Annotated in this window: 21 protein-coding genes and 2 pseudogenes; 4 read left to right on the forward strand and 19 right to left on the reverse strand. The window is 36.9% G+C overall.

Annotation, left to right across the window (positions count from 1 at the left end; all coding sequences use genetic code 11):
* Window positions 1–497: 497 nt before the first annotated feature.
* From ACTNES_RS11840 to ACTNES_RS11905, 14 genes are all read right to left on the reverse strand, one after another.
* Entirely contained in the window at window positions 498–1,229 is a 732-nt protein-coding gene (locus ACTNES_RS11840) for a MerR family transcriptional regulator (RefSeq protein WP_441039366.1), read from the reverse strand.
* Window positions 1,230–1,459: 230 nt separating this feature from the next.
* Window positions 1,460–2,239, reverse strand: a complete 780-nt coding sequence (locus ACTNES_RS11845; RefSeq protein WP_441039368.1) for an ORF6N domain-containing protein — start codon at window positions 2,237–2,239, stop codon at window positions 1,460–1,462.
* 174 nt (window positions 2,240–2,413) lie between these two features.
* The gene (locus ACTNES_RS11850) at window positions 2,414–2,665 is read right to left on the reverse strand and encodes a HigA family addiction module antitoxin (RefSeq protein ID WP_441039370.1); all 252 of its coding nucleotides are present in this window, start codon (window positions 2,663–2,665) and stop codon (window positions 2,414–2,416) included.
* Between the two features lie 18 nt (window positions 2,666–2,683).
* Entirely contained in the window at window positions 2,684–3,454 is a 771-nt protein-coding gene (locus tag ACTNES_RS11855) for a hypothetical protein (protein WP_441039372.1), read from the reverse strand.
* 73 nt (window positions 3,455–3,527) lie between these two features.
* The gene (locus tag ACTNES_RS11860) at window positions 3,528–3,851 is read right to left on the reverse strand and encodes a helix-turn-helix domain-containing protein (protein WP_291814298.1); all 324 of its coding nucleotides are present in this window, start codon (window positions 3,849–3,851) and stop codon (window positions 3,528–3,530) included.
* A 31-nt stretch (window positions 3,852–3,882) separates the two neighbouring features.
* A complete protein-coding gene (gene mcrC, locus ACTNES_RS11865; RefSeq protein WP_441039375.1) occupies window positions 3,883–4,944 on the reverse strand; it encodes a 5-methylcytosine-specific restriction endonuclease system specificity protein McrC in 1,062 nt (353 codons plus the stop codon).
* Window positions 4,941–7,775, reverse strand: a complete 2,835-nt coding sequence (locus ACTNES_RS11870) for an AAA family ATPase (RefSeq protein WP_441039377.1) — start codon at window positions 7,773–7,775, stop codon at window positions 4,941–4,943. The genes mcrC and ACTNES_RS11870 overlap by 4 nt, the downstream gene beginning before the upstream one ends.
* Before the next feature lie 44 nt (window positions 7,776–7,819).
* On the reverse strand, window positions 7,820–8,293 hold the full coding sequence (locus ACTNES_RS11875; RefSeq protein WP_279207092.1) for an ATP-binding protein: 474 nt from the start codon (window positions 8,291–8,293) through the stop codon (window positions 7,820–7,822).
* Between the two features lie 27 nt (window positions 8,294–8,320).
* The gene (locus ACTNES_RS11880; RefSeq protein ID WP_291814291.1) at window positions 8,321–8,875 is read right to left on the reverse strand and encodes a hypothetical protein; all 555 of its coding nucleotides are present in this window, start codon (window positions 8,873–8,875) and stop codon (window positions 8,321–8,323) included.
* 363 nt (window positions 8,876–9,238) lie between these two features.
* The gene (locus tag ACTNES_RS11885) at window positions 9,239–10,051 is read right to left on the reverse strand and encodes a hypothetical protein (RefSeq protein WP_279207096.1); all 813 of its coding nucleotides are present in this window, start codon (window positions 10,049–10,051) and stop codon (window positions 9,239–9,241) included.
* 287 nt (window positions 10,052–10,338) lie between these two features.
* Window positions 10,339–12,015 (reverse strand): recombinase family protein, encoded by a 1,677-nt coding sequence (locus ACTNES_RS11890; protein ID WP_441039380.1) that lies wholly within the window; start codon window positions 12,013–12,015, stop codon window positions 10,339–10,341.
* Window positions 12,008–12,403 (reverse strand): hypothetical protein, encoded by a 396-nt coding sequence (locus ACTNES_RS11895; RefSeq protein WP_279207100.1) that lies wholly within the window; start codon window positions 12,401–12,403, stop codon window positions 12,008–12,010. The genes ACTNES_RS11890 and ACTNES_RS11895 overlap by 8 nt, the downstream gene beginning before the upstream one ends.
* Before the next feature lie 60 nt (window positions 12,404–12,463).
* Window positions 12,464–13,306, reverse strand: a complete 843-nt coding sequence (locus ACTNES_RS11900) for a nucleotidyl transferase AbiEii/AbiGii toxin family protein (RefSeq protein WP_291810311.1) — start codon at window positions 13,304–13,306, stop codon at window positions 12,464–12,466.
* Window positions 13,303–13,896 carry a type IV toxin-antitoxin system AbiEi family antitoxin domain-containing protein gene (locus tag ACTNES_RS11905; RefSeq protein ID WP_291810308.1) on the reverse strand — a complete coding sequence of 198 codons (594 nt, stop codon included), beginning with the start codon at window positions 13,894–13,896 and terminating at the stop codon, window positions 13,303–13,305. Before ACTNES_RS11905 ends, ACTNES_RS11900 begins: the two co-directional genes overlap by 4 nt.
* 93 nt (window positions 13,897–13,989) lie before the next feature.
* Here ACTNES_RS11905 and ACTNES_RS11910 point away from each other — a divergent pair.
* Window positions 13,990–16,011 (forward strand): annotated as a pseudogene (locus ACTNES_RS11910) (tetratricopeptide repeat protein); the annotation flags it as partial.
* Window positions 16,012–16,048: 37 nt separating this feature from the next.
* On the opposite strand, the gene ACTNES_RS11915 reads toward ACTNES_RS11910, so the two are convergent.
* The 5 genes from ACTNES_RS11915 to ACTNES_RS11935 form a co-directional block, all read right to left on the reverse strand.
* Window positions 16,049–16,921 carry an ATP-binding cassette domain-containing protein gene (locus ACTNES_RS11915; protein WP_291814278.1) on the reverse strand — a complete coding sequence of 291 codons (873 nt, stop codon included), beginning with the start codon at window positions 16,919–16,921 and terminating at the stop codon, window positions 16,049–16,051.
* A 3-nt stretch (window positions 16,922–16,924) separates the two neighbouring features.
* Window positions 16,925–17,581, reverse strand: coding sequence for a transporter (locus tag ACTNES_RS11920; protein ID WP_441039383.1), 657 nt, complete (start codon window positions 17,579–17,581; stop codon window positions 16,925–16,927).
* Window positions 17,578–18,648, reverse strand: coding sequence for an ABC transporter permease subunit (locus ACTNES_RS11925; RefSeq protein ID WP_441039392.1), 1,071 nt, complete (start codon window positions 18,646–18,648; stop codon window positions 17,578–17,580). The genes ACTNES_RS11920 and ACTNES_RS11925 overlap by 4 nt, the downstream gene beginning before the upstream one ends.
* Before the next feature lie 116 nt (window positions 18,649–18,764).
* Window positions 18,765–19,943, reverse strand: coding sequence for a sensor histidine kinase (locus ACTNES_RS11930; protein WP_441039385.1), 1,179 nt, complete (start codon window positions 19,941–19,943; stop codon window positions 18,765–18,767).
* Complete coding sequence (locus ACTNES_RS11935; RefSeq protein ID WP_173830429.1) at window positions 19,931–20,605, reverse strand: response regulator transcription factor; 675 nt, start codon at window positions 20,603–20,605, stop codon at window positions 19,931–19,933. The genes ACTNES_RS11930 and ACTNES_RS11935 overlap by 13 nt, the downstream gene beginning before the upstream one ends.
* Window positions 20,606–20,825: 220 nt before the next feature.
* Here ACTNES_RS11935 and ACTNES_RS11940 point away from each other — a divergent pair, with 220 nt between their 5' ends.
* The 3 genes and pseudogenes from ACTNES_RS11940 to ACTNES_RS11950 all read left to right on the forward strand — a co-directional run bounded on the left by ACTNES_RS11940 (window position 20,826) and on the right by ACTNES_RS11950 (window position 22,865).
* The gene (locus ACTNES_RS11940) at window positions 20,826–21,743 is read left to right on the forward strand and encodes a ParM/StbA family protein (RefSeq protein WP_441039388.1); all 918 of its coding nucleotides are present in this window, start codon (window positions 20,826–20,828) and stop codon (window positions 21,741–21,743) included.
* Between the two features lie 3 nt (window positions 21,744–21,746).
* Window positions 21,747–22,130: an adenylate cyclase gene (locus ACTNES_RS11945; RefSeq protein WP_441039390.1), complete on the forward strand. Its 384-nt coding sequence runs from the start codon at window positions 21,747–21,749 to the stop codon at window positions 22,128–22,130.
* An 18-nt stretch (window positions 22,131–22,148) separates the two neighbouring features.
* Window positions 22,149–22,865: pseudogene (locus ACTNES_RS11950) on the forward strand (replication initiator protein A).
* Window positions 22,866–22,949 lie beyond the last annotated feature (84 nt).

Below are 22,949 nucleotides of genomic sequence, written 5' to 3' on the forward strand. Positions count from 1 at the left end.
CTTTCCGATACCGCCCTTTCCGTATATTGCTACTTTTAACATATTGCCCCTCCTGTTGTTTCTCCGCTTAATATAGAATCCAGTCTACAAACTTTTAGATTTGCGACATTTCGCTTTAGCAACGGAATTTTTCTCCGACATAAAGTATTCCTGTCCTAAGTTTTTTTGTACGACAGGTAATCTCAACGTAACGTTCCAAAAATACAAAAAAACCACTTTCCTGGCATTTTGTCAGAAAAATGGTTTCGCAAATTCTTATCTAGTAACTATTTCCGCTCGGATTCTCCTTGCCGTCAGAGTTTTCTTGTTTATTTGTATTAAAGTCGATTCAATAAATTGCTGTTATGTCTTTTTCACCAAATGTTTTGCAGATGTGTGAATCAGATACAGTAATTTTATAGATTAATTTTATCATCTACTATACAAATTAGTCAACACGAACTCTGTTGGATTTCCGGTTTTTGAATCGGTGGAACTGACATAAATCATCTATGACCTTAGTTATTCATTGCAAATATATCAATAGCTTTACTTGCAAATTCCGCAGTCCCTGTTCCACCTGCAGTATCAATATTTTCAGTAAGCTCTCCTCCACCAGCATACATTCTTCCAAGTCCCTGCAGAATTTTAACTGAGCATGTATAAAAATGCTCTGTAATATAATCCTGAAGTTTTTTAACCTGTGCCTGAACCTGCCTATCGGATGGATTCATCTCCTTCATCTGACCAAACTCAACAAATATTTTCATAAACTCATTCGCAATTGCTTCTTCATCATCTTTTGTCCAGTTCTTTGTTTTCTCTTCGTACTCTTTGTACTCAGGCGTCTGTCCCCACAGTTCTTTTGCACGTTTAGAATACTCATCTATCTTTCTTGTATCAAAAGCTTTAAAATCCATATATTTCGTCCCTATTCCTTTTATTCCCCGAGCAAGATTAATAAGATTTTCCAGATGTTCTTTTTTCATAGTAAGCAATTCGATTTGCTGTTCTAATGCTCTGTTTCTGTCAAAATTAGGTGCATCTATGATACCTTTAATCTCCTTAAGTGGAAATTCCAGTTCCCTGAACAGTAAAATTTGCTGTAACCTTTCTAAAGATGTATCGTCATACAGTCTGTATCCTGATGCGGTATATTCAACTGGTTTTAAAAGTCCAATAGTGTCATAATATTGCAAAGTACGTATACTCACTCCTGTTATTTTACTTACCTCATTCACTGTCATCATCGGCGTTTCCCCCTCTCGATAAGCATACTCTAAGCCATTACGTAGCGTAGGAGTCAATAGTTTTTTACAAAAACTTTGCTAAATCAGATTGAGGGATGATCTTGCAATTGAAAAAATCGAACCTAAATTATATCTGTTTATCCGGTAACGAAAGTAATCTATCTATTACCGGATGAATGATTGCTGTCTCTGTAATCTGATTAATGGCACATAATTTCTTTCCAGCATCTTTACTGGATGCTCCACAATGATACACCTTCTCCGTTCTCTGTGAATAAAACGACCTCCACATCATCAGCTTTCTGTGAAAGATGTTGTAATGACTTGGCATTCATATAATCATCCACAACATAGATTGATTTCTTTGCTTGCTGATAAATTTCTATGTAAGCAATGTCAGCTTCTAACTTCTGACCTTTACAAATAACAAAATTTTTGACATCTTTTTCTGAAATAAAATTTTCACTTAGCTGTGCAACATTTTTTTGAATCAAATCAACCTTTTGATCAGTTTGTTTTTGTTTATCTATTAACCCCATCGTCTGAACCGATATTTCAGTAACTTTTGATGATAATAATTCCATTTCTGACCTTGTTACAAATTGCTGATTCTGTTTAATATAATGCCGCATTTCTCTAAAGGTACGCATAATAAAAATACTTTGTTGTTCAGCTAATTCTCCGCGAAGTACCGTAGCAAGCATATAGATACCTTGCTCCGTAAACGCAAACGGCATCTTTTTAATATTGGATCCCTGCCTATTACTCTTTTCGTTCAAAGTCGCAAATTGCGACTTTAAAAATTCCACTGGTATTTCTTCTTTATTCAGTTGAAACATAAAATCCTCTGGAAATCTGCTAATATTTCGCTTCACTTGCTCATTTAATCGTTTAACTTCATACCCATAAAGTTCTGCTAAATCTTTATCTAACATTACCTGCTGTCCGCGAATTATGTACACCTTACTACGAATATCATTCGTAGTAAGCAATTCCTTTGTTTCTTTCATTCTTCCTCCCAACAAATATGTCTTTCATCTACCGAATTAAAAAACGACATGACAGCAGTCGATGTAACTACCGCCGCTTAAATCCGAACACTTTACAAGTAAAAGCTTACAATAATTTTTATAATTGTTCCTTCAAAGTAAGGAAAAGCACTTCCTAAGAGATGCCTGATTCAATCAGCTTTTTTCATAAGCATTCTGCAAATTAAGCCATACTTCTACGCTTGTTCCCATCATGGCAGAAAGCTTCTTTGCTAAATCATTTGATATACCAACCTGTCCGTTAATCAACTGCCTTAACGTCTTTACTGTTATCCCCATTCTTGTTGCAAATTCAACCTGGGTTATTCCCATATCTGCAATAATATCCGCTATATAATAGCCAGGGTGAAATGCTGCTATATACTTGCCTTCATCTACATTACTCATAATGAGCTAACCCCTTTGTTACCTATTAATAGTCGTATCACCTTGCTTGCAAATATAATCATACACTTTCTCGCTACTGCTTATATCAATGTCCATTCCGTTTTCATCTTGAATCATCCCCGCTTCATATTTCCGTCCATAGTCAAGTTCATATATAAAATAGCCTATCAAATCGTCCTGGTCATTCATGATGAATTTTAAAAGTTTAACAACTGTACTTTCATGAGATATTTGCAATGAAGCGCCATTTACAAAATCATTCTCAATATTTTCCCGACTTTTATTAAATAAATCGTCTACTTTATCGACAAGATCCTTGGCTTCCTTTAATCTTTCCAGAATTGAACAGAATTCTTCCTTAGATAATTTTCTCTGCTCATTATTCTTGTTTTGCTGAGGTGTTCTATGAATAATCCTCTCCACTTCTTTAAAATATACAACTGCCAATGAATGCTTAGGTAAGGTGGAAGAATTCTCATCTTTATCAACAATTGTCCATTGTTCTTTTGTTTCATTAATGATATAAAGATAATCTGTAAAATTATCTCGAATATTAATAATGTGGTCTGATGGATACAAATTCTGAATCAATTCCTCCTCATATCCATAATTACGCCTATTGAAGTTTTCTACAAATCTCTTAAATTTTATAAAATCTGAAAAATACCCTTCTTCGAATCGTTCTAATACCTCTCCCCCATTTCCAGATGGATACATATCCCCATTAAATTCTGTAGTGCAAGATATTTCTCCGTTGTCCTTGATAAATAGTATTTTTCCTCTTGTCATATGTGACCTCCCTTTTTCTTTCATCATAAATCACATACAACATTTTTTCATTGGCCAGATAGTCCAATATATCTTATGCTGTCATTTCTGACATATAGGCATTTATTCTCTTAATGTATCTATCTGATTTCACATCCATTGTCTCAAATATGAAGATAACCTTTGCATTATCTTTCACCAACAATTCTTCCATATGCATGCCGTAAAGTTCACTTAAACGAAACAGATTATCTATAGATGGTAAAATTTTGCCTTTATACCATCTATAAATTGACTGCGGACAGCACAGTCCAAGATATTCCTGAATATCCTTGACACTATATCCATTACATTTCGCCAAATACTTTAATCTTATTCCCGTCTTTCTTATATTTATAGAAGTCTCTGATGCCTTCATTTATACCCCTTTCGACAATTCAGTTTGTATTTTATCTCACTAAATCAAAGTGCAACTCTACAATTGAATTTAACTGCCCCGCTATTTCCGTAAACGGCAAATTCAGATCCAGGGTTCTGACACTTATCTGATTGCCATGCATCTGGTATACATTGTCCGGTTGAATCTCTTCCTCTGTTTTTGCGTAGAGCAGCATTCCGGAAACTTTATGTTCCTTATCGCCAAACTCATAATCACGATTTTTAACATAAGTAAAAATCTGATACATATTATTTGAATGCAATGTATGTTTATCAAACCATGTCTGTGTTGTATGACTATAGTATTTGGCATCGATAATAAGTACTGTATTATCTTTCTGCAAATGAATATCACTCTGCATAACAGGAAGCATCGTCCTAATGCCATCATCAACATCCCAGGAAATCTGTGCCGCGCTAACGCTCAGTTCTGGATAATGTCTGCTATAGTATTCAAGAATAAACTTCTCATATAACCGGCACATTCGCTGTTCATCAACAAAACTGGCAAGTCTGTACTCACCTGCCTCTGTCGTAATAAGCATTCCTTCGACTATTAACTGACAGATACTTATCAGCATACGGTAAGTTTGATTATTACGCTGAAAACGAATCGCTGACCATTTGATTAACACCGGATCCAGCACATCTACATTAGCGAAAAACAGCATCTCCTTCTTTAAATCATCTTTATACTTTGTCTTCACCTTTGCATTTCTGAGCAGCAGCATAACCGTTGTTTTCAATATCTGGTTATATAAATTGTTCTCAGATAACTCATCAAACTCACATGCCAGAACTCTCTTGTGAGCCAGGCGATTTTTGATAGTTCCCGACATATTGATTTTCCCACGCATAACCGGCAATTCTTCCTGGCAGTTAATGTACTCCCTGTATAGCCCCTGTTTCAATTGAAGACCGATTCCTTTCGCAAGGATAGCTGCTAACAAATCGTACATCTCATCAAAAGATTCCACCGCCAGGTCTTCATATTTTTCCTGATTCAACGTCTGAAACGCATAGGCAAGCATATGGTAAATGTTATTAATCAGTATGCTCTTATCTTTCATCATTGAAATACACCATGCAAGATATTCTCCCAGCGTTGAAGTTTTGCATTATCATCAAACCAGTATTCACTTAACATTGGCAAAATATCATAATCCACAACATCTTTCATCCACTCATCTGTACACTCGTCTGCATTGCAAAAATAGCTATGTCCAATACAGAACCCTTTCCCTAGAGACCTGTCTTGCATAATTTCTCTGTTGAGATCCTTTATGCGCTCAATCAAAGTATTGAAAGTATCGTTTGCAAATCCTTTCTGGTAATTTATGAAACCTTCTGAATCAAATCCCGGTTCCATATCAAAGAAGCTGAATCGCCTTCTAAGAGCATAATCAATCATTGCCAGACTTCTGTCAGCCGTATTCATCATGCCGATGATATGTAGCCTTTTCGGAACAGAAAAGCTCAATCCGTTATAAGCAAGTGTAGCCCTCTTATCACGATAGTCTGCCTCTATCAACATTAAAAGTTCACCGAAGATTTTACTCATGTTGCCACGGTTAATTTCGTCAATAATAAAGAAATAATCTTTGTCCGGATGGTTTGCTGCCTTCTGACAGAATCGATAAAAAATTCCGTATTTCAATTCAAATCCATCACCAGCCGGTCTATATCCCATTACAAAATCTTCATATGAATAATTCTGATGAAACTGAATAAATTCTATGCGGTCTTCGTCCACTTCGCCCATAATAGAATAAGCTAAACGCTTAGCCGCAAATGTCTTACCTACACCCGGCGCTCCCTGCAAAATGATGTTCTTTTTCTTTTTAAGTACAGAAACCAACCTATCATATTTGGCTTCTGTAATATAAACATCTTTCAGGAAATTTTCCTTTGTATATTTGTCTTTATCTTTCTTAGATGGAGCAGGATTCTCATCTCGGATCATATCAAGAATAAATTCATACTCGCCCTTTGTAAGTTTAAATAAACTGCCCTGCGGATTGACAAAATACTCCATCTTCTCCAACTCCGGGCATTCTTTCAATGTTGCATAATCAATAGGTGAAGCCAGGCCTTCTAACTTTTCAAAATAAATTTTTTCACCATCCTGCTCCGCACTAATACGCATCAAAGCAACTACCTGCTTAACCGGTGTTGATTCATACCCTATTACCATGTCACCAGCCTTAGCATCCAGAAAATTCTGGAAAACTCTTCGCTTGTTTCCATTGTCATTGTAAAGCGTATAATCCTGAACCTCACCAACCGGCATACTGGCCATACTCCATATCTTTGGATTGGCATTTAAAAACCAATAATGAATACCAGAAGCATCATTTTTTAATAATTCTTCCCTGGTTATATCAAAATATGGCTTCAGAATATAATTCTCAAACTGCTGCATCTCACCATCCGGAACAGCAATACAAGTCGAATTATCATTCGGCGTCCACCACTTCTTATCACCAGTATATGGACTGGTATCGCGGGATTCAGCAATTACAGTGTAGCTTCGTTCACACCATCCATCCTGTTTTTCAGGATTTTCCTCAACCTCATCAGAATCAATTCTTCCCAACAAACGGATACTGTTACCTCTGCAAAGATAGAAGAAATCTCCCTTTTTCATGGTTGCCATGAAATCTTCACCCTGAGATATTTTTGATTTGCCTTTCGCAGCCGTATCCTTGTGAACAACAACCACTCTTCTTTTCTCAAAAGCAGCCGCTTCTGCATCAGTAATGCAATCCTTACCATGACTTATCTTCCAGAAATTCGGCGCCAGGTTTGCATAAAGATCTACTTTCGATAAATCCACTCTGCCCAAGGCTTCCGCAAGCTCATCTCTCAATTTCCAAATATATGAACCTTCTTCGTCCTTCTTAGCATTTTTACCCACATAGAGAACCGGCCACCATCTATTACTTTCGTTATCACGTTGTAATACCGGGCAGCCTGTTCTTTGCACAACTCTCTTTGCTAATGCAGAAGAACCAGCATTATAGAAATTCTTGCTTTCACCATACTTAATAGCCAACTGGATGCAGGTAGCTTTTCCACCATAATCGAGCATACGCTTCATGATTTCCAAACTGCTCTCAGTAAACACTTCACCATCATTCAACAAACCTTCCCAATCATCAACAGATAAAGCTGGCGTATAATCTGCCGGCCACCATTTATCACCAGATGGAACAGAATCATCCTTACCATAATATTTTTTGATAAAAAATCCCACATCCATGGTAAGCGTTCTCAATTCTGGATCTGGATAACAGGTGCCTGTAATCTGTGAAGCAAGCATATTTTTGAGCTCTTCATCCTGCTGAAGCTCTGCACAAATTTCATTATAAAAAGCTATAAAATTACGAATATTGCTGGCATAAGCACCCCTTTTAAATGTATAGTCACTTTTCAACACATTCGATACTTCTTTTACTTCAGTTAATTTGTAAATATAGTACTTGTCCGGATAACGCAACCAAAGATATGTCGAAATTGCATTTTCATACTGATAATGCTGCTTTGCTCCGTTACCGTATCTCTCCAGGAGACTGCTTGACTTTTGTTTAAAGTTTTCGATACGTTCACATATGTCCTTGCTCTCATCATATAATTCGATGAACATAGCACGCACTTCTTCTCCAGCACTCTTAGCAAACCCTGTAATCATTCCTGCTGGAAAATTATTAGCTGATGTAAGAAGATTTGCAGCCTGGGAAAGTGACTTCGTGAGCATTCCTGCAAAGTCACTCGCATTCACATCCCAGTTTACCTGGAAACATTTTACTGCCTCCCATTTGTACTTTTCATCCGACCACTGAGTTTGAACAAAACGTTTCTTGTATTCAACCAATGCAGCCTTCAATCTGGATTTATCAAACATGTTTTCACCGCCTTAATTATTCTTTATCTTTTGTCAAAAATCCTCTATATGATTTTCGGTCTATCATCTTTTATTTCCCAATGTCCACTGAATCCACGTCCTATAAATTGTATATTCGGCATCTCCGATATTCTACGTTTGATTGTACGTACGCTTACTCCTGTTACCTCTGACATCTTTTTAATCGAAATCTTTTCATTGACTTTTATCATCTGAATCAAACGATCTTCTAATTTATCACGTGCATCGCCTTGAGTGCCACCTTGGGTGCCATCTTGGGAGCCAAAATTTAAATTTGGCATTATTGCAAAGAAATTTGACCTGTCAGAACGAAATATAGACTTTTTATCTTCCGTATAATTAACCTGAAATTCATAGGCGCTCATTATCTTTCCGAAGCCACTTCCTTTACGTTCCATATAGCCAAGACGTTCAAATACATCGGCAAGAAGTGGATTTCTTCTCGTTGAAGGGACCGAAAACAAATCCCTGTCTTGAATAACTATACCATCTGGCACTTCTTCGCGAGATATACCTGCAAAGAATTATTTTTCCTGTAACATAAGCTCTTTCATGTTAAAAAGTTTTACCTTTTTCCCAGCTTTCGCATATCTATAACGCAAAAACCACTCAAATTTTTGTTCATGAGTAGATACAAAAATTTGACGATCCGCAAAACCATATCTAAGAATATCTACAAATCCCACCATATTTACATCGTCAATCGTTTGAACAGGGTCATCAATCAATAAAATAGAGCATGTCTTTCGATTACTATAAACCTGATTCATGCAAAGTAAAAAAGCTAACGCTACTGCTGAAAGCTGTCCATAACTCATGCTGTATAGAATATCCTGTTTATCCTTAACTGAATTAATCAGTTGAATATTTTCAATTTTTTCATCATAAAAAATAAAAATACTTTTCCCATTAAATTTCTGTTGAAGGATTTTTGCAGTATACACATGTAACAATGGTTCTATATCTTTAATTATCTTCTTTTTGTATTCTTGAATTCCCTCATCAATAGCCTCCTGATAATCTAATAGTCTCTTAATTATTTTATTAAGCTGATTTTTTCGCGCAGTCACTTTCACCAATTCTTTTTTGTATCTTCTAAAAGCTTCAAATTAGAATCGTACCGGTATACTTTGGAGAGTTCTTAAAAAAGAAAGGCATCAAGCATTGATTTTGTTACTATATTTCCACCTCTTATTGATTCCTGAATTGCTTCAAGTTTACCCGAGCGAATCTATCTTCTCACAGTTTCTGGATTTGCATTTAGCATATCAGCTATTTCTTTTACGCTATAAGTATCCATAGCAATTCCTCCTTGTAGTATTATTATAACGCAATAAATATAGTATTACAGTGTGAAATGTAGTATTAAATTGTAAATTTTATATTAACAAATTTCAGAACACAAAACCCTCTCAGCCATAATGCTTGAGAGGGTTGTTTTCTTAAAAGATCATTGGTGAGGGGGCTAGTATCTTTTCAATTATTTCAATTAACTTTTTTAAGTATGGGAATAATGTGTTATCGTCAAATTCTTTTAATTCAACTATTGCCTCTTCTAAAGAAAACTCATATTTGACATCCCCGACATCAGAGACAATTTGTGCAATCTCACCTAATGATTTATTTTCCACATAAATTCTCATCAATCTAGCCGGTTTAAGATTTTCGATTTCAGAATATGCCGGACGTCCTTTATGCTTGCAAAAATTATACCTTTTTCTTACATCAGTTGATGAAAAAGCATTCCAAAAATTGATAATCTGATCAATTGCCGGAATAAACTCTGGACACATCTTTTTCAAATATTCAAATGGATTTTCTTCTGCTGTTGGTGAGGTAACGTTTCTTTCCGCACTTCGTAACAATTCATTAGCCTCTTCTATTGACTTCATTCCAGAGATGGTTACGCGTTCCCCCTTCTTGTTACAAGCAAATTCTGCTGCTACGTAGCATAGCGTCCATGATATATCAATCACGGCATTGTAATAAAACAATGCTGTTTCATAAAAATGAGACCTATATATCAAATGAAATGCCTCTTCCGCTATTTTATCGTCTATAGGGTCAAACCAATGCTTCCAATCATCGGTCTCAGTCTCGTGCATAAAAATTCTTGCTGCGGAGTACTGTTCTACTAATTCATGCTGCTTTGAACGAAAAAATATATCATTACTGCTTGGCAATTTAGTTCCTACTAGCTCAAATTTCACACTTGATGGTTTATCAAGCGTAAAAATATCATTCATAAATTTCATTCTACAGTCCTTCCTCCATTACGCCTAATCCACTGCCCATCATACAATCAACAGTCGAGTTGCCGGATTAGAAACATCTAAATCACTCAGTTAAATTGAGTTTGCATCCCTAGGTAACATCTATCTTAATGCCACAACCTATAACATCTAATCTACAGCAAAAATCCTACGACCATATCTGCAGTAGATATGTTTCCATATAAAATAACCGATCCTTTTCAGGAGTTAGGCTTTAAATCCCAATTTCCGAAAAAGCCCTGAAATACGTCACTTTTTGACACTTGATTTTATTTTCTTGACAGCAAGCAAACGGTCTCCGCGGTACTTTCATTGTCCCAACAAAGTTCCTGTGTTTCCCTGTCTCCAAAATACACCGGAAACCGGAACTTTATGTGCTTCAGGAATCTGCCATCTGGCTGCTCCTGCTCGTAAATGTCCACCTGTTCTACAAAACTGTTAAGAAATTCTTTCTTCTCCAGGTCGGTGAACTTATCATATAGTTTATCAAAATATAAAAGAAATTGATAGACGTTTTCTTCTGATATTTTCTGTTGCCGGATATTCAACAGGCGATTCTTTACTTCCTCTATACGGTTCTCCACGCCTTCAATCTCATCATACAAACGGTATAATCTTGTCTCCATATCCTGATATTTCTTCTCATAAAATTTATCCATGATATCCAGACTGTCCATCTGCTGTCCAAGTCTTGCTTTTGCTCCGGTCAACTGCCTGTGCTGCTTTTCCAATCCTTCAATCTCTTTTTCTATTTCTTCTGTATCTATTCTTGAACCGATTTTATTCAGAATTGCTTCTTCAAATTTAGGATTTTTCACCAGTTTCCGAATAACTTCTTCCACTGCATTGTTAATCTTCTCCTCACTCCATTGTTTACGATATCCACATTTATGACCATCTACCAGGCGACGATGTTTGCAGGCATAATAGAAATAATCCTTATATAAAGTTCCGTCTTTCTTTTTCTTTCGATTCACGTTTCCATACATACCGCTTCCACATAACGGGCATCTCAATATTCCAGATAAAATATGCTCATGATCGAGACTATGTGTCTTTTCATATTTCACACCTGTTTTTTCTCGTTTTTGATGAGCCAGCTCCCAGTCTGTTTCTGAAATAATCCCTTCATGGATACCATCATGCAGCATATAATTTTCCTGCTTTACAATGCGATATTCATTTCTTGTTCCAGAAACTTTCTCGTTCTTTCTTCGTCCATAAGCCAACTTTCCGCAGTATACCGGATTATCCAAAACGCCTTTTATAAACGAAGAAGCAAATGCGTCCAGTGTATTATTCTGTCGTTTTTTCTTTTTATATCCATGCTGGTTCAGCCATGCAGCAATCGCAGAGATTCCCATATTGGTATGAATAAATTTGTCATAGATCAGACGAATAATCTCCGCTTCGTCCTCTGCGATCTGTAATTCTCCATTTACCAATTCATAACCATATGGAGCAAATCCTCCGTTCCATTTTCCTTCCCTGGCTTTCTGCTTGCGTCCTTCCATTGTCTGAACAAGGATATTCTCCCGTTCAATCTCTGCCACCGCAGACAGAACAGAAATCATCAGCTTTCCGCTATCTTTAGAACTGTCAATTCCGTCTTCAACACAGATCAGATTTACTCCAAAGTCCTGCATTCTTTGCAAAGAGTTTAATACATCTGCCGCATTACGACCGAATCTGGAAAGTTTGAACACCAGTACAAACTGCACCTTATCTGTTCCATTCTCAATATTTTCCAGCATTCTTTGGAATTCTGGTCTGCCCTCTACACTTTTTCCAGATTTGCCTTCGTCTGAATACTCATTTACGATTTCCATATTCTGAAATTCCGCATATCTTTTGAGTTTTTCTTTCTGAGCATCCAGACTGTATCCATCTACCTGCATGGTTGTGGATACTCTGGTATATATACCGCATTTAATCTTTTTATTCACTTTTCCTCCTCTCCTCAGAACATCCCAAAGCAATTTCCAACAATTCAGTTGCAACTTGTGAATTTCTGATACGCATTAAGTTATCCCAGACATCAGCTTTTCCAAGTAGATTCATCCCACCATGCCATACTATTTCATCATCAATAACGGCAAAACATTCTTCTACTTCTGTTCTTGTTATCACATTTATTCCTACCAATTGCATTGCTCTGATTAATTCATAACATACATCTGACTTTCCGTAAGTAATATCTTCCGGATCTGTTGTAATAACTGTGACCTTTAATGTCAAAAAGGAAAAAACAAATTCTTGAATATTAAACTTCTTCAATAAAAAATCCTCTAAGACAATAGGTATTTCACTATCTCTTAGAGGATTTTTCTTCAAAACTTGTTCCTGTCTTTTATTTTTATTCCTTTTTCATCACTGTTCTAGGAAACCTGGTCACTAAAAAAAAATTATTTCAATATTATCTACTATTGTTTCCGATACTTCTCCCCACGAAAGATCATCAACAAAATAGTTTACACGCTTAAATCGATTCCACATTTCTTCGAGTCCAGAATCATCTTTAATCTTGTCTAAGGTTTCTCTCACTTCCTCTTCGCCAAAAGAAGTTTCACGCTTCATGCAAGTAGCCGCAAATGCCTTTTTCAAAACATCAAAGCTTATCTGATCAGCCTTTGAATTCATAATCTCATATACATCATAAAAATCCCTCATTCTGGTATTCGCAAGTCCTCTTGCCAAAATCGTCTGCATCTTTTCTGCAAGAAGAGTTTCAAGATTATACGACAAAACTGAAATTGATCTGTCTTCAAACATAAGCTTGTATTTATACTCCACTGCACCTGGCGTGATTGCATCATCCGTAGAAATATCGATCTTAAAAGGTTGTCTCATTCGTTCCAGATTAGCTTCTATCATCATCCTAATGCCAGGATAATCAAATTCTTCCATGATTTCTTTTACTGACTTAATCTTAAAGGTTATCCCATCTTCAAGCTGAAGCTCACCGATTCTCTCAATGACTGCTCTAGCATCCTTCTCATTAAGAGGTAATGCTTTCACAGTGGTATCGATATCCATTGTAGCTCTCATATCTACACCAACAATAGAGGCAACAAGCATTCCGCCTTTCAGAATAAAATTATTCCTGTATTCAGAAACAGAAACTCTTTCTAAGAACCTTTCCATAAAATATGTTCTAATTAGTACTTGCGCAACTTCACTATTCCCGCCGGACATGTTTTTTACTTTGTCTTTAAGTTGTTTCGCTGTATGAATCATACCATTACCTCCACATACATCATCACTTCATCCCTTACTCCAAGTTTAACCGCATATTCAATCAATCTTGAAAGATTCTTTTCCTTCGAGGACATATATTCCTTGATTGCTGTCTGATATAACTGAATTTCATATTTCTTTCGATCTTTAATCAAATCACAAATACATCTTTCCTTGTCATATACTTTAACCAAATTACCGCTGCTTGACGGGATTTCACAGATCCCCATATCAAGAATCTCTGGGTTTGCATAACGAACTTCTTTGTTTTTCTTTTTGATATGTGTTGCATTATACCCGGTAGGAACAGTGAAACAAATATGACTGTATTCTCTGTCGATAAGACCATGCAAATAAAGGGCGGTCTCGCCCGAATAAATAATATTCTTATTTCGTTGCTGGAGTACAAACAACTCATCTGGCCACACATTATCTAAGATATAAATGCCATGTGCCACTTTTTCCATGTCATGCTCTCTGACGTATTTTGAGACAGATGGCTTTGATGCACCTGATTCAACGGCCTTCGATGTAATCAAATATCCATTGTCTTTTTCAATTAGCGATTCCAAAATATCTGATGTTTCCATAGTTGTCCTCCTTATCCTTGATATTTACTTTTATGCTTAAATTATATTGTATTTAAGCGTAAAAGTAAATATGATCCTTATATGCTTGCAGAAGTAAAAGATATTTACACTTTATTCATTCAGGATGACAGCATCTCAGATGCGAAAAAGAAAAATCTGACTCCCTTATATAAACCAGCCAGCTCACGTCTGCTTTTTCTTGCAAAGCTGATTTCTTTTGGCATGGAACGTCAATTCATCAAACGTAATACCAAAAATCAGAAGCTGCTCGCCGGAGGAGCTTTATCCCCCATTGTGCTGGATTATATTATGGACAGTGAGGTCCCGAAACCATGCCGTCATTTTATCGGAAGAGATAAAGAACTGGAAGAATTATATATCATGCTTGAGGAAAACCGTCATGTTTTTCTTTGCGGAATTGCCGGTATTGGTAAAAGCGAACTTGCCAAAGCCTACGCAAAACATTACAAAAAGCATTACACTAACATTCTATATGTAGAATATACAGGTGATCTTCATCAGGATATTACTGACATGGATTTTATTGACGATCTGCCGGAAAGCACTGAACAGGAACGGTTTCAAAGACATAACCGTTTTCTGCGTTCCCTTAAATCCGATACTCTGCTTATCATAGATAATTTTAATGTCACTGCCACACAGGACAGCTTTCTGTCAGTAGTATTAAAATATCGCTGCCAGATTTTGTTTACAACCAGAAGCAAACTGGATGAATACTGTACTCTGCCATTAAAAGAAATAGAGGATATGAACGCTCTCTTCCAGCTGGCATCAGTATTTTATTCAGAGTCAGACACGTACCGGGCAACAGTTGAAAAGATTATCTAAACTGTTCACTCTCATACTTTTGCCGTGGAACTGGCAGCAAAACTTCTGGAAAATGGAATCTCAACTCCAGACCAGTTATTAACAAGACTTCAGGTGGAAAAAGCATCTTTCCATAACGAAGATAAAATTAAAATAATCAAAGATGGACAAAGCAGCAAAGCCACCTATTACAGTCATATCCATACGCTGTTTTCTTTATACACTTTATCTCTTGAACAGCAGGATATCATGTGTAATATGTGCTTTCTTCCTTCCACCGGTATTTCTGCCCGTATATTTGCCAAATGGCTGGAACTGCCAACACTAAATGAGATCAACGATTTAATTGAGACTGGTTTTGTCCAGACAACAAGACGTCGCACTATCTCTCTGCATCCGATGATTCAGGAAATCACCCTTTCAGAGACAAAACCATCTGTAACTCGCTGCCACATATTACTGGATTCTTTACAGAAAATATGTTTAATGCATGGGATTGAAGTTGATTATTACAAGAAACTGTTTCAAACAATCGGAAATATCATAGAATTGATTGAAAAGGATGATATACCAAAGTATCTGCTTTTTCTGGAAAATGCATTTCCATACATGGATAACTATAACTACCACAAAGGTATGAATGGAATCATTCAGGAACTGAAATGTCTATTAAAGACAAAAAACATTGGAACTGACTCTGACCGGGCATTATTACTGGATTTTCAGGCAACTCTTGAAACCAAACCTGAAAAAGCAATAAAACTGGAAAAGGATGCACTTGCCCAGATAGAAACTATCACTGTTGACAATGCTCGCCTTGTTTCCAACCTTCATGCCAATCTCGGTGGACTTTACCGCATAAACGGTCATCCCGATCTTGCAAGAGAACACATGGAAAAAAGTATCTCACTGCTTGACCAATTTAACCTGCTTCATATAAATGACAGCATATCTCAGATTGCCAATTATGCAATGTTCCTGGCAGAACAGCAGGAACCCGAAAGAGGAATCTCCGAATTGCAAAAATTATCCGGCATCATCAAGGAATACCATTCCGATGACTGTCTGGATTATGCCAAAGTTCAGGAAACCCTTGCAACCATTTATCTGATGACCGCCAATCTTCCACAAGCCAAAACACATTTTAAAAGAGCTTTCAAAATATATGAAAAGATCTGGGCTGATGAACCAGAAATGATTAAAGCAAAATATCAGGAAATTCAGGAGTTATATCCACAGATTGGATTTTCCATTGGAAAAACTCTATCCGGTCTTTTAACAAAATAAGCATACTTTACGGCGGGCAACTTGCCCGACGTTATATTCAACTATTCGTCAAATAAATATATGCATCTTCCAAAGTGATATCATTATCCAGGACACAATTCTCATTTGGCTTTTCTTTGCTTAATACTTTCATATGAATTCCATTTTCTACATACTGCTTAGATGATATAGAATAATTGGCTTCTAACAAACGGGCTTCTTCTGCATTTTGTACCGTACAATTCCAAACACAGCCCTTTGCATTTTCCAGCAACCCACTCACGCTTCCGGAATATAAAAAACTTCCTTTTTTCATAATGGCAAGCTGTGTACAGGTTGCTGCTAAATCTTCTACTACATGAGTGGAAAACAGCACAGTTCTATCCTTTGAAAAATCAACCAAAAGATTACGGATCCTGATTCTTTCTTCCGGATCTAACCCGGTGGTAGGTTCATCAATAATCAAAAAATCCGGATTATTAAGAAGTGCCTGTATGAGTCCGACACGTCTCTTCATACCACCAGATAATTGCCGCATTTTTTTATTCTGATGCTCTGTAAGAGAAGTCTTTTCCAGATAATAGGTAATTCTTTGTTTGAGGTCATTTGTGGATACTCCTGATAGTCCACCCATATATACAAGGCATTCTTTCACCGTAAGATTCGGATATAAGTCGATTTCCTGTGGAAGATAACCAATCTTTTTCTGTATTTTTTCATAATTTCCCTCGTTATACAGAATTCCATCAAGCGAAACCATTCCTTCCGTTTGTTTTAAAACGGTTGTAAGAACCCTCATCAGCGTGGTTTTTCCCGCACCATTCTCTCCCAAAAGTCCGTAAATCCCCTTAGGTATTTCAAGAGATGCCTTATTTACTGCAACTACACCATTTTTAAATCTAACTGTTAAATCATTTATTCTAATACTCATAATCTATCCCCTTTTCTTTAAAGCCATTGGTAATACTGCAAATAAAGGCATACCCACTATAAAAGACACAAGCGTTCCATAAATCCAACTCTCGGACATTAATTGATTAAGTTCACAAGAGCTGAAAGAAAACAATCCCAGATTCCCGAAAAATGAACTGCCCGCTTTCGATATAAGACCAATGACAATTCCAAATAAACATCCTATACCTGCCCACATATTTCCAATCAATGTACACAAAATCACAGAGCATATACTCCAAAGCCAGATGGTTCCGAACATTGCAATGAAAAATAAAAGGAATATCTGAGTGCCCGAAATACCTTCGTTTACACTGCCCGGTTTTTGCCAGAAAAACAAAACATATCCAACACAGGAAAGTATTAATAAATATAATACTTGAACGCACACTCTCTGTGATATTACTTTTAACTGCTTTTTTTGATCATACAAATGAAATACATCGGCACGCTTACTTTTTACTTCCATCAAATATGTGTCACTACAAAAAATAATTGTTAAAAATGCTATTGGAGACTGAATCGCTGAACCGATTTCTTCATAGTATATAATCGGATGAATAGCACACAATATCAGTATAAATGCACATGAATAAAAAATCTTATATAATGGCAGGCAGTTTTTTAGTTCCGTTTTCAATGAACCCTCCTCCTTTTCCAGATTGTAACAGAAATACATACTAATATAACTGATGAAATTACAAGAATAATCTGATTTATATTTGACATTTTAGCTACATGTGTTTCAAAAAATCTACCCGGGAATCGCACCATAATAGAGAACGGTCTCATATAATAAATATCATTCTTCATGGTCAGCATATTTGAATATATAATGTGTAAAAACAAGATTGGTGCTGCCGGAAGCGGATTTTTAAATATTACTGCTGTAATTGTATAGACACAACATATCATCAAAAGATTCGGAACAATATAGATCAGAGAAGTCACGCAAAAATCAATTGGTGTTACTGGAAAGCCCGATTCTAAAGACGTTTTCAAACACAGCATAAAGAATATAACATTCAAAATCACTAATACTCCCAGCATACTAATGAATCCGCTTATTACTTTCCCACATATATATTGGATTGCCGTAACAGGCTTTGTATGTAATAATTCATAGGTACTTTTTCGTGTATCCTGAATAAATAAAAATGATAGCAAGACTGTTGCAAAAAAGGCCATATGCAATCCTGCAAAATCCGTAAATTTCTTTGCAAAGTACCAGGAAAAAGAATGTTCGGATAATTTCCGCTCGATATAATGATTGATTTCTTCTGCTGTCCCCTTATGAATTTCAAGGTCCTCATAAGCATATATTGCATTATAATAGCCATATTGGGATTCCAAAAACTCAGAAGCAGTCTTTACATCCATATTCTGAATTTCTTTCATTACATGATCTGCTTCCTGCCTGCTAAATCCAAAACCATTTTGGGAGGTGTCCATTAACGTCTCTTTGATCGTATCTTCCCACTCCCTTCTTCTTTCTTTATCATCAGATGTGGGAATGTACCCATCCATGACATCAGCATCTTCCAATGCTACGTCATTTTGTGTGATCTGTTCATTCTGTTTGATATAATGAATTTGCAAATACGATGACAGACATTGATACATACTGGCAACTATAATAATCAAGCCAATCCACAAAACAGGGTTCTTTAAATAATCAAGTATACTTCTTTTTATGATTGTTTTCATTGTATCTCTTCCTTTCTTTATTTCTTTAACAACATCATACAAATCAATTCTCAATAAATTCACAATAAAAAAGACTAAAACCACTTTATTTGTGATTTCAGCCTTATAAAGTATTTTTATTCAGCTTTGAAAAGAGCTTCTACATGAGCACCGCCTTGTCTGGCATTATATATTTTCAAATTTCCTCCATGCTTTTCACAGAAAATACGAGAAATATACATACCAAGGCCAAAATGCTTTAAATCATCTTGTGGATTCTTATGATAAAATGGTTCTGTTACTTTTTCCTCAGTATCCACAAATCCTATTCCATCATCTTCAACAGAAATTATAAGAAAACCATCCTTTTTCTTTATCTGCAAAGCAATACTTTTTTGTGCATATCGAACCGCATTTTCCAGTAAGTTGTCTGTCACTTCCATGACAAGTTCCTCATCCACTTTCACAATGTTTTGTTCCTGCACTCTTTCTACCTTACATAATTTACTTTCCTTCTTGGACAGCATGGCAGCTTCTGCCTCAATCTTTTTTGCCAGTTCCGATAATTCTATCTCTGAGCATTGCAGTTCCCTCTGTTCTAAATGGGACATTTTTCTCATGTTTTCCGTGAAATGCTCTATACGGTCAATCTGATACATGCCTGTTTGTAAGATATCAATAACATCCTCTGTTTTTATACTCTCAGCAGAAACAAACTCTAAGAGCATTTCCTGATACCCACGCAATATGGAAAGTGGAGAACGTATATCATGTGCAATTGCATTCCGCAAAGCCTTCTCGTCATCAATCATTCGCCACATCTTTCTGTTGTTATCTGCTAAATCACTTCGCATCATTTCAAATTCTTTACACAAAGTTCCCATCTCATCTTTATTTTCATAGGACACATGAAAAGCCAGTTCATTATCTGCAATCATTTGTGAGGCATCTTTTAGTTCCTGTAGAGGTGTCTTTAACTTGTTTTTATAAAAAAAGAATACCGCAGCAACACTCCCAACAATTGAAAAAATCAATACCGAATATGTTTCCATAAAGTCACACATTTCCGAAAGATGATAGTCCAAACGATTCATCTGCGATTGATTAGGCCTTGATATCTCAATCTCGTATTTCTTTCCATATTGCTGAAACACGTCCGTATAATCTGCATAATCAATATATTTTTCCCATATTTTATTCTGCATATTTCTTGCAAAATGAACTGTAAATCCAGATAACAGAAATGCTGCCGTTAAGCTGATCACAAAATAAAGCAGAATTGTTTTTTTCAGTGACAAGTTTCTTATTTTTTCCATCGGTATCCAATCCCCCATACAGTTTCTATGTATTCTTTTTCTGAATAATCCGCTATTTTTTTTCTTATACGCCGTACTAATTCCGTTATCGTTCTACTGTCCCCTTCCGCATCATATCCACAGACTTGTGCATATATACGTTCTTTATCAAACACCTGCCCTGGATGCATGGATAAGAATTCAATAATCTGATATTCAATTTTTGTGAACTCCATCCTGTGTCCAGCTATAGCTACTATTTTTTCAGAATAATCAATCAGCATTTCATCCATGAAGCGGTATTCCGTTTTTTGTTGATGCCTTTCTTCTCTCTTTATGTTTGTAACAATCCTCGCTTCCAACTCCCGAAGACTAAATGGTTTCGTAATATAATCATCCCCACCTGAAAGCAACCCATTAATTTTATCATCTTCATCAACTCTTGCTGTCAGAAATAAAATTGGACATAACACTTTACTGCGTATCAAACGACATACTTCAATCCCATCCATTCGTGGCATATTGATATCCAACAAAATAATATCCGGTTTCATTTTTATTTTATTTAATGCTTCCATTCCGTCTGTAGCCGTAATGGTTTCATATTGTTTCATATTAAAATAACGACAAAGCATTTTCACCAATTCTTTATCATCATCGACAACTAAAATCTTGTATTTCATCCAAACCACCTCCAGTATCCATATTATACGATAAAAAACAATGAAATCACAACAAGAGTACATGCAGAACGTAAGCACAATATATCTTTTTTCTCAATTCCAACTCAATTCCCCCTCAATGCCTTTCCTCTTTGCTTTTTATATGCTTATCTCACAGCAAAACAGTACCACACCGGTACGACCTGATGAATCAATCAATGCGAAAACAGAGGTATTTTTTATGCGAGAACTCAGAAACACAAAAATCATTGCTGTAGATCATGGCTACGGCAATATGAAAACAGCAAACACCGTCACACCAACCGGCATCAAAGCCTATGAAACCGAACCAATCTTCACCGGGAATATTCTGGAATATAACGGCATTTACTACCGGATTGGCGAAGGACACAAAGAATTTATCCCGGATAAAGCTATAGACGAAGAATATTATCTTCTGACGCTAATGGCTATTGCAAGGGAACTGAATGTCTTTTCCATCCGTGAAGCAGATGTTCATCTGGCTGCCGGACTTCCTCTGACATGGATCAGAACTCAAAGAGAAGCTTTTCGTTCCTATCTGCTCCAGAATCCAGAAGTCCGTTACCTTTTTAACGGCAAAGAGTATCATCTCCACTTTGTGGGATGCAGCCTTTACCCACAGGGGTATCCGGCTATCGTAAACCAACTTGGAGATTTCAAGGGAACCAATCTCCTTGCAGATATCGGAAACGGAACCATGAACATTCTGTATATCAACAATAAGAAAGCGCAGGAGAGCCGATGTTGGACAGAAAAACTTGGTGTAAACCAATGCATGATTGCTACAAAGAACGCTGTTCTGGACAAATTCGGAGTGAAGATTGAAGAATCCACAGTAGAACAGATTCTGCGGTTTGGAACAGCTGACATTTCAGCACCATATCTGGATTGTATTACGTCCATTGCCAGACAGTATGTGGCAGAACTTTTTTCCACGCTCCGCAAATATGAATACAATCCTGACCTGATGCGCCTGTATGTGGTTGGCGGCGGTGGATGCCTGATCCGTAACTTCGGAACTTATGACAAATCACGAGTCACCATCATTGATGACATCTGCGCCACCGCCAAAGGTTACGAATCTCTGGCTTATATGAGCCTGAAAAGGAGGGGATAAACCATGCAGAACAATATCCGCAACACAAACCTGCGATTTAATCTGGACAAAGAGCAGCAGCGGAAAGCCTGGGAATATTTACAGACGATGAACAGACAGGATTTTAAATCTTACAGCCAGGTAATCGCTCTTGCACTGGTAGATTATTTTGACCGTTACTACCGCACTCAGTCTGATCCCTATCTGGAAACAAGGGAACGGGAAGAACTTTTTGTGAAACAGATTGTAGGTGCAGTGGAAAACAGCCTGAAACAGGCATTGCCGCTTTTTCTTTCCGGACTAACAGCACGTATGGTGCAAAGGGAGCCCCAAACCAGGGCGTCCTTTCCAACACCTGCAAATTCACAGCCAGATAGTGATGTAGACTGGGATTTTCTTGGCGAATAACTGATTGGAGGTGAACACATGACGGACTTTCTGACAGCAGACACCAACCTGCCATCTTATATGATGTTTCCCCGTTTTCTTCTGGACATGGAAATAAACGAAACTGCCAAAATGCTTTATATTATCCTGCTCGACCGGGCAAGGCTTTCCCAGAAAAATGAGGGCTGGTCAGATATCGATGGTCATGTGTTCATTTACTTTACAATTGAAGCACTGGCAGAAGTTCTCCACAAAAGCCAGATGACGGTTAAAACTGCTCTGGCAGTACTGGAAAAACAGGAGCTTATCTTCCGAAAACGGCAGGGACCCGGACAGCCCAATCGAATTTATGTAAAACTCCCAAAAGAAACCATCCACTATACAGACAGATTTCTTTCCCTAAGACAGACAGAAAACTGTCCTATTGACAGACAGGATTCTTTCCCTGATACAGACAGAAAACTGTCTGGTAATAAGAAAGAGATAAAAAAGAACCATTTAACAATAAGAGAGAGTAAAGAGCCACGCTCACCTTATGGAAAATTTCAAAATGTTTTTCTGTCAGAGAAAGAGCTGGAAGATATCCGGCAGACAATCCCTGACTGGCAGGATTACATTGAACGCTTATCCGGTTATATGGCTTCTACCTGAAAGCAATATCAGAACCATGCAGCTACCATCATCAGTTGGGCAAGACAGGATCATCCTGCTTCCCGGCAACGAAACTACGAAAGTGAGGAATACGAAACATTATGACAAAATTTACAGAAAAACTAACAGTAATAACTGTCTCTTATACACATCTCCGAGCCCACGAGACAGTCTGTGATCTCGTATGCC

Origin of the sequence: Blautia sp. HCP3S3_D9, from assembly GCF_052063845.1 — a bacterium.
Lineage (GTDB): Bacteria > Bacillota > Clostridia > Lachnospirales > Lachnospiraceae > Blautia_A.

Bases quoted from the DNA above. Each gene is read 5' to 3' on its own strand.
- ACTNES_RS11840 (WP_441039366.1), bottom strand. From the start codon at position 1,229: ATGATGACAGTGAATGAGGTAAGTAAAATAACAGGAGTGAGTATACGT.
- ACTNES_RS11915 (WP_291814278.1), bottom strand. From the start codon at position 16,921: ATGAGTATTAGAATAAATGATTTAACAGTTAGATTTAAAAATGGTGTA.
- mcrC (WP_441039375.1), bottom strand. From the start codon at position 4,944: ATGATGAAAGATAAGAGCATACTGATTAATAACATTTACCATATGCTT.
- ACTNES_RS11935 (WP_173830429.1), bottom strand. From the start codon at position 20,605: ATGAAATACAAGATTTTAGTTGTCGATGATGATAAAGAATTGGTGAAA.
- ACTNES_RS11940 (WP_441039388.1), top strand. From the start codon at position 20,826: ATGCGAGAACTCAGAAACACAAAAATCATTGCTGTAGATCATGGCTAC.
- ACTNES_RS11885 (WP_279207096.1), bottom strand. From the start codon at position 10,051: ATGAAATTTATGAATGATATTTTTACGCTTGATAAACCATCAAGTGTG.
- ACTNES_RS11905 (WP_291810308.1), bottom strand. From the start codon at position 13,896: ATGGAAACATCAGATATTTTGGAATCGCTAATTGAAAAAGACAATGGA.
- ACTNES_RS11900 (WP_291810311.1), bottom strand. From the start codon at position 13,306: ATGATTCATACAGCGAAACAACTTAAAGACAAAGTAAAAAACATGTCC.
- ACTNES_RS11925 (WP_441039392.1), bottom strand. From the start codon at position 18,648: ATGAAAACAATCATAAAAAGAAGTATACTTGATTATTTAAAGAACCCT.
- ACTNES_RS11870 (WP_441039377.1), bottom strand. From the start codon at position 7,775: ATGTTTGATAAATCCAGATTGAAGGCTGCATTGGTTGAATACAAGAAA.
- ACTNES_RS11850 (WP_441039370.1), bottom strand. From the start codon at position 2,665: ATGAGTAATGTAGATGAAGGCAAGTATATAGCAGCATTTCACCCTGGC.
- ACTNES_RS11945 (WP_441039390.1), top strand. From the start codon at position 21,747: ATGCAGAACAATATCCGCAACACAAACCTGCGATTTAATCTGGACAAA.
- ACTNES_RS11845 (WP_441039368.1), bottom strand. From the start codon at position 2,239: ATGAAAGAAACAAAGGAATTGCTTACTACGAATGATATTCGTAGTAAG.
- ACTNES_RS11930 (WP_441039385.1), bottom strand. From the start codon at position 19,943: ATGGAAAAAATAAGAAACTTGTCACTGAAAAAAACAATTCTGCTTTAT.
- ACTNES_RS11855 (WP_441039372.1), bottom strand. From the start codon at position 3,454: ATGACAAGAGGAAAAATACTATTTATCAAGGACAACGGAGAAATATCT.
- ACTNES_RS11860 (WP_291814298.1), bottom strand. From the start codon at position 3,851: ATGAAGGCATCAGAGACTTCTATAAATATAAGAAAGACGGGAATAAGA.